The sequence below is a fragment of the Methylomonas koyamae genome (assembly GCF_001644025.1).
In the GTDB taxonomy this organism is placed as follows: Bacteria; Pseudomonadota; Gammaproteobacteria; order Methylococcales; family Methylomonadaceae; genus Methylomonas; species Methylomonas koyamae_A.
This window is the reverse complement of the sequence record NZ_LUUK01000094.1, coordinates 1-7,831: the sequence shown is the minus strand read 5'-3', so window position 1 is coordinate 7,831 and position 7,831 is coordinate 1. Positions and strand designations below refer to the sequence as shown.

The 7,831-nt window shown below is 57.5% G+C and carries 4 protein-coding genes and 1 pseudogene; all 5 read left to right on the top strand.

The features are described 5' to 3' along the window. Window positions 1-276, top strand: a pseudogene (locus A1355_RS25665) (methyl-accepting chemotaxis protein); the annotation flags it as partial. Between the two features lie 826 nt (window positions 277-1,102). After that, a complete protein-coding gene (locus A1355_RS24460) occupies window positions 1,103-3,922 on the top strand; it encodes a methyl-accepting chemotaxis protein (RefSeq protein ID WP_197471748.1) in 2,820 nt (939 codons plus the stop codon). A gap of 522 nt (window positions 3,923-4,444) precedes the next feature. Next, window positions 4,445-5,041 (top strand): cytochrome c, encoded by a 597-nt coding sequence (locus A1355_RS08025; RefSeq protein WP_064026802.1) that lies wholly within the window; start codon window positions 4,445-4,447, stop codon window positions 5,039-5,041. Then, window positions 5,041-6,474 carry a DcaP family trimeric outer membrane transporter gene (locus A1355_RS08020; RefSeq protein WP_082885437.1) on the top strand — a complete coding sequence of 478 codons (1,434 nt, stop codon included), beginning with the start codon at window positions 5,041-5,043 and terminating at the stop codon, window positions 6,472-6,474. The genes A1355_RS08025 and A1355_RS08020 overlap by 1 nt, the downstream gene beginning before the upstream one ends. Window positions 6,475-6,675: 201 nt before the next feature. Beyond that, window positions 6,676-7,831, top strand: a 1,156-nt coding sequence (locus A1355_RS08015; RefSeq protein WP_197471747.1) for an MCP four helix bundle domain-containing protein, incomplete at its 3' end; no start/stop codon positions are given.

Below are 7,831 nucleotides of genomic sequence, written 5' to 3'. Positions count from 1 at the left end.
GTCAATACCGCGATGAATCAAATGAACCAAATCACCCAGCAAAACGCCGCCGCCAGTGAAGAATTGGCTTCCACCGCCGAGGAAATGACCGGTCAGGCCGAACAATTGCAAGGCTTGATGAGTTTCTTCAAGATCAGCGGCGCGACGGGCAACACCGGCGGCGGGCAACGCCGAACCGCTCATTCTACAACCCAAGCCAAGATCAAACACGCACCCACCAACCCGAACGACCCGACCCACCTGGATTTGAATCTGCATCAATTCGAACGGTTCTAGGTTCGCCCGCGAATAAGTAAAACGCCGTTACAATGCGCTGCTTTTACCCCGGCACGGAAAGCCGGGGTAAAAGCCCCTCTCCGCCGGCTTAATCGACTGACGATGAATGCCGTGAGGCACAACGTGCGGACATGCCGTTGTAGGAGCCGCCCATGATCGCGGCTAACGCCGCCCCCACGCACTGACTTACTTTTCCGAGACGATCCCCGGCGGCGGTTTCAAAATCGTTCGCCCGGCAGCTCCGCTCAGCTAATCGCCAAACGCGCTCACGGCCTCGTATCTCCGAGGGTCTTCGCTACACCTCAGACGCCCCTGATCGATAGTCGGCGTCTAATTTATCAACTCCATCGCTAAACATAACAGCAAACTATACCGCGTAGAGTTAACGCTGGCCTCAAATTCCTCAACATCGAATACATTCGCCGGAAACGACAATAGCCCAACGCTGGACTCACTCAAATACCGAGGACACCGGCAACCCGATTTTTTCATCAACCACATGTAAAACAATTGATTTTTTTCATTAACGAAACTAGTTACTCCGAGCAAACGCCGCACTTTCGCGGCACCACGTGGAGCGCTCGGCAATGAGTAGCTCGCTAACTCACCGCACTTTAGCTAACGCGTAAAAAGATTATTTTTTTGAACCCCATGGCATAGCGCATGATAATAGGCTATAGATATTTAGCGCAAAACAAGGCATTCTAAAATGCCGCACCCGACAAGCTATCCGGCGACCTCGGTCCGGCAGGCTCAAAGAACACGGGGTCCGTCATGGAACGGCCGGCCGAATCAAGTCAGGGAAGCTCAACATCGGGAGGTCCACATGTCCATCGTACAACGCATGTCGCTTTTGATCGGAATCGCTTTACTAGGCCTGTCCAGTCTGGCGGGCGTCAGTTATCAACAATTGGATAGTGTCTTTACGGCCGCCAACTACGCCAACGCCAATAGCGTGCCCTCGCTGATTGCGCTGAATCGCCAATTCAAAACCTTCGGCCAAGTTCGAGCCAGACTTTATCGGCACGTATCGAATACCGATCCGGACAAGATCGCCGAATTAAATCAATCGATAACCGAGGCACTCAGCGCATTCGAAACCAGCCTGAAGCAGTACGACGCTCTGGTATCCGACGCCGAGGACAAGCGCCTGTACACCGCTAACCTCGCGGCCTTCGAAAAATACCGGGCCGGCGTCGAGACCGTTTTGGCGCTGTCCAAGCAAAACCGTAAGGACCAAGCGCTAGCGGCGCTGGAGCAAATGACGCCGATCGCCGCGACGCTCCAAGATGCACTCGAACAGCAAGGCCAATATAACGGCAATCTGGCCGAACAAAGTGCCGGCCAAGCCAAGGACATCAAAGCCCACGCCTCGATATGGCTAGCGGTCATCGCACTACTGGCGTTGGCGACGATCGCACTATTAGGCTGGTTTGTGACCCGCAAACTGAGCCGCCAATTGGGCGGCGAACCGGACGAAGTCGCTCGATTGGCGGGCAGGATAGCCGTCGGCGATCTGAGCGGCGAGATTCGGATTGACGCCACCGATACCGCCAGCGTCATGGCTGCGATGAAACATATGAGCGACACGATTAAATCCCTGCTGGCCGACATGAACCGGATGGCCGCCGAACACGAGCAAGGCAATATCGACGCGGTCGTCGACAGCCAACGCTTTCAAGGCAGCTTTCGACAAATGGCGCAAGGCGTCAACGACATGGTATCGGGCCATATCGCCGTCAAGAAGAAAGCGATGGCGGTGTTCAAGGCCTTCGGCGAAGGCGATTTCGACGCCCCGATGGAGCGCTTGCCCGGCAAGAAAGTCTTCATCAACGACACGATAGAACTGGTGCGCGGCAATCTGAAAGCCGTGATGGCGGACACCAATACGCTGATCAGCGCCGCCGCCGAAGGCCGATTGGACGCGCGCGCCGATGCCGGCCGGCATAAAGGCGACTTCAATAAACTGGTGCAAGGCATCAACCAAATCTTGGATGCCATTTTGATCCCGATCGGCGAAGGCAACCGCGTTCTTAGCCTGATTCGCGGCGGCGACCTGCGCCAACGCGTCGAGATCGCTTGCAAGGGCGACCACGACAAAATGAAACAAGCCGTCAACGGCGTGCATGCCTGGCTGTCCGATCTGATCGCCTACGTCACTAAACTGGCGAACGGCGACATGAGCGCGGAAATGGCGAAAGCCTCCAGCGACGATCAAATACACGAGTGGCTGATGCTACTCAAGCACAACATTCAGGCGCTGGTCACCGACGCCAACAAGCTATCGCAAGCCGCCGTCGAAGGCCGTTTGGCCACCCGCGCCGACGCCACCCAGCACCAAGGCGATTTCCGCAAGATCGTCGAAGGCGTCAACGACACGCTGGACGCGGTGATCGGCCCGCTCAACGTCGCCGCCGACTACGTCGATAACATCGCCAAGGGCAACATCCCGGCCAAAATCACCGACACCTATCACGGCGATTTCAACATTCTGAAAAACAATCTGAACACCTGCATAGACGCCGTGAACGCCTTGGTCGCGGATGCCAACAAACTGTCGCAAGCCGCCGTCGAAGGCCGCTTGGCAACCCGCGCCGACGCCACCCAGCACCAAGGCGATTTCCGTAAAATCGTCGAGGGCGTCAACCAAACCTTGGACGGCGTCATCCTGCCGATCAACGAAGTCGTCGAGGTGCTGCGGCTGGTCGAACAAGGCGACCTGACTCGTCCGGTCAAAGGCGATTACCAAGGTCAATTGGGCGAATTCAAGGATACCGTCAACAACACCATCACAAAATTGTCGCAAACCATCGCCGAAGTGGTCGCCGCCGCCGAACAACTGGGTACCGCGTCCAAGCAAGTCAGCGCCACGTCGCAGTCGCTGTCGCAAGCGTCCAGCGAACAAGCCGCCAGCGTCGAGGAAACCTGCGCCAGCATCGAACAAATGGCGTCCAGCATCAATCAGAATGCCGATAACGCCAAGGTCACCGACGGCATGGCGACCAAGGCCTCGCAAGAAGCCAACGAGGGCGGCGAGGCGGTCAAGCAAACCGTCGTGGCCATGCGAGACATCGCCAGTAAAATCGGCATCATCGACGACATTGCCTACCAAACCAACATGCTGGCGCTGAATGCCGCCATCGAAGCGGCCCGGGCCGGCGACCACGGCAAGGGCTTCGCGGTGGTCGCCGCCGAAGTACGCAAACTGGCGGAACGAAGTCAGATCGCGGCCCAGGAAATCGGCAAGCTCGCCGAAACCAGCGTCAATACCGCGGAAAGTGCCGGTAAGCTGCTGGATTCCATCGTACCCAGCATCGCCAAAACCTCCGATTTGGTGCAGGAAATCGCCGCCGCCTCGCAGGAACAATCGGCCGGCGTTAGCCAAGTCAATACCGCGATGAATCAGATGAACCAAATCACCCAACAGAACGCCTCCGCCAGCGAGGAGCTGGCCTCCACCGCCGAGGAGATGACCAGCCAATCCTTACAACTGCAAAATCTGATGAGTTTTTTCAAAATTGCCCGCGCCGCCGGACAAATTAACCCAGTCCGCGCGCCGGAACATCGCAAATCGAGCATGCCGCGCGACCTCCCCGAACACGCCGCGAGCGGCACCGTGGATTTGCACCAATTTCAGCACTTTTAAACACCAAACGCTTAATCCAGCCTAACCGTCAACGCTGGACTACTGCCCGCCGCCCATCCCGCGGCGGGCCATCGTTCGATTCCATCACGTGCTCGCGACGGTCTCACCAACACGCAGGCCTGGTAAAGCGGGCTAGAGCCCGGTTTGATAACCATCGACAGCTCGGACTCAACACCCATCTGCTCCGCTAAAACAACCTCCGGATACTAGCGATGACCATTCCGGGGACTTTCAAGCGCCCCTCCGAGTCCAGCCTCGAGACCGCGAATCATCGAATCGTCAGCCACAAGCATCCCCACTCGCGTAGGCTTGGCGGAGGGCTTAGATACCAGCCGACAGGCCGCCTTTGGCAACCCTACGTTCGGCGACGTTTCCAGCGCCAGCCGATTTGCGGCAAATTCCGTTCTACACTTATGGAATTACCGATCAAGCCCCTTCTACGCCTGACCGACAGGCCGGAAGACCGGCTTACTCCGGCGGCTTTCAAACCGAGCCCGCCATCCATACCAGGAGACATTCCACATGCCATTGCCCACCCTCGCCAAGCTGAATGCAACCGCTTTCACGGTACCGCCTGCCCTGGGCACCGCGTTTGCCGTGGCGCCATCAGCACGATCGCGAGCGCGGGCGTCGTCCCGGCGCTACGCGGCAAACGCGCTGCTCGCCTTGGCGTTGTCAGCCTGCGGTAGCGGCGGACAGCGACCGGCGCCGCCAAAATTGATCGACACCGGCAAACCGGCCCTGCACGCCATCGACAGCCAAGACCTGCGGCAGTCGATGCAACGCATGCATAACTTGATGTACGAACGCAATTTGACCGAGCACGAGATGGACAACCAACGCCGCGAAGCCCTCTCTCGCGTGCAACAAGCGGCGGAAGGCGTCGAGCACGCTCTGGCGGCGATGCGTCTAGCCATGCCAAACCTGCATCTTGAATCGGACGAACAAAAAGTCTTCGCTTCGCTGGCGGATAAGCTGCTGATCCAGGCCGGGCAACTGAAATCCCAAGCGCAAACCTTGCAGATCGACGCGATTCCAACCACGTTGGAAGCCATTTCGGCAACCTGTACGTCCTGCCACGAGTTGTTCCGCGATTTCAAGAAACCCGGAGGCCAATAATGCACAGCCGTCCTCGCCTGCTCCTCACCATCGCCTCCGGCGTATTTCCGCTAGCCGCGACGGCTACCGACGATGTGCGCGCCTTGTTGCGACAACTCGGCGACCAAGTCGCCGAACTCAAGCAACACGCCAATCAAGCCGATGCCAGAATCCGCGAACTGGAAACCCGCTTGGCCGCCGAGCAACAAAAAAACCGGCAATTGACGACTCAGGCCTCGCCGGCGGCGAATGGCGTCGTCGCCGTTTCGGCCAGTCCCGCCGCCAACCCGACCGAAGCGAAGCCGGAAACCAAGCCGCCAGTCACCTTGGGCGATACCAAGGGCACCTTTAAGATACCCGGCACCGACACCTCGCTGGGCTTCGGCGGCTTCGTGAAATTGGACGTCAACGAAAGCAGCGTCAGCGCCCCGTCGTTTGGCGACCAATATTTGTCCATCTCGAATATTCCGGTATCGCATCGCGGCGAGGACAGTCAACTAGCGTTCAACGCCAGGGAAAGCCGCTTCTGGTTCAAATCGTTCACACCCAGCGCTTGGGGCGATATCAACACCTACCTGGAACTGGATCTGTACGGGGCCGCCGCCAGCTATACGCCTCGATTGCGCCATGCCTACGGATCCTTCGGCAATTTCCTGGCCGGCCAAACCTGGACCACGTTTTTAAACGAATTGGCGGCGCCGGACACTTTGGATAATGCCGGCCCGGTCGGTCTCGCTAAATTTCGCCAACCGCTAGTGCGTTGGACCCAGCCGTTTAAATTCGCTGGCGAGAGCTTGGATTTGCAATTGGCGGCCGAATCCCCCAACAGCACGCTGTGGACCGGCAGCGGCTGGAGTCCGGCGCTCGGTACGCTGACCTACGACAACCTCACGACCACCGGCGACGATCGCTATCCGGACCTGATCGCCAAACTGGTCTACAAACCGGACTGGGGCAATCTATCGTTGGCGGCGATGGGCCGGCAGATTCGCAATGCCAACAATACCAGCGGCGCGGCGCGAGAAGCTTGGGGCGGCGGCGTCAGCCTAGCCGGCAAAATCAATGTCTTCGAACTCGACAATATCCGCTTCACGCTGAATTACGGCAACGCGATAGGCCGTTATTCTTCGGTCAACCGTCTGGAAGACGCCGCGCTGGATTCGGCCGGCAATCTGCATTTGGTCAATGTCTACAGCGCCGTGACGGCCTACCAACATTGGTGGAGCAACACCTGGCGCAGCAGCTTCGCCTACGGTTTCGAGCAAGCCGACCAGCCCGATTTCGTGGCCGCGACGATGACTCGCCAAGCCCAATCGGTACACGCCAACTTGCTGTGGAGTCCGTTGCCGCAAGCCACCTTGGGCATTGAATACCTGTACGGCAGCCGCGAATTGATCGACGGCCGCAACGGCAACATCAGCCGGGCCATGTTCTCGGCCAAATACAATTTTTAAACTTTGCCGGAAGCAGGCAAAGTTAGCGGTTTCGCTCCGCTAATTCCTTGCTTTTCGTCTAGGCTTAGATTAACCGGGATCTTCGTGCGGATTTAGCCGACAGGCCAATTCGCTCGACGTCATCGAACACTCATTCGCCGAAGGTTTCAAATTCGGCATCAACAAAACCGACATGTCGATTCAATCTTTACGGAGGGGCCAATGTTTAACAACATGAAAATCGCGGTAAAACTGGGGCTTAGCTTTGGAGTCGTGTTGCTCCTGCTGGGCGCTATCGTGTGGGTAGGGATCGCCAATATGGGCAATTTGGCCGAAACCACCCGCTCCATTGTGGAAGAAGATTTCGTCAAGGTGAAATACGCCAGCGACATGGTCGAAAACACCCTGGATAACGGCCGACTGATGCGCAATATGTTACTGACCGACGACGAAAGCAAACTTCAGGAAATGAAGCGGGATGCTCAGACCAATCGCGACGAGAACAAAACCATACTCGCCAAATTGGATGCCTTGATCCAATCCGAGAAGGGCCGCGCGCTACTCGAGGCTGTCGGCAACCAGCGCAATCTGCTCTCGTCGAAATACGACACGTTTTACAGTCTGCTCGCCGACAAGACCAAGGGTAAGACCGCCGCCACCGAATTTCTATTGAAAGACTGGGCACCTAACAACACCGCCTACGTGACCGCAGTGAAAGCGGTAAACGATTTCCAAAACGAAAGGATGAAACAGGCCTATAAAGATGCCGACGACTTGTACGACAGCAGCAAAACCATCATGTTTGGCGTCGCGCTGGTCGCGTTGCTGGTTAGCCTACTGATTGCCTGGTTTGTGACGAGAGGATTGATTCGCCAACTGGGCGGCGAACCGGGCGACGTGGCCGCGCTGGCCAACCGAGTCGCGATCGGCGATCTCAGCGGCGAAATCCGCTTGGACGCCGGCGACACCACTAGCGTGATGGCCGCGATGAAGCATATGAGCGACACCATCAAAGTCCTACTGACCGACATGGACCATATGGCTCGCGAACACGACAAGGGCGAAATCGACGCCATCGTCGACGGCGGCAAATTTCAAGGCAGTTTTAGGACCATGGCCCAAGGCGTCAACGACATGGTCGGCGCCCATATCGCGGTCAAGAAAAAAGCCATGGCGGTGTTCAAAGAGTTCGGCAACGGCAATTTCGAAGCCGACATCGAAAAACTGCCCGGCAAAAAAGCGTTTATCAACGAAGCCGTCGATCTGGTACGCACGAACTTGAAGGCCGTCATCGCCGATACCGATACCTTGATCAAAGCCGCCGCCGAGGGTCGCCTGGACATACGCGCCGACGCCGGCAAGCACCAAGGCGACTTCC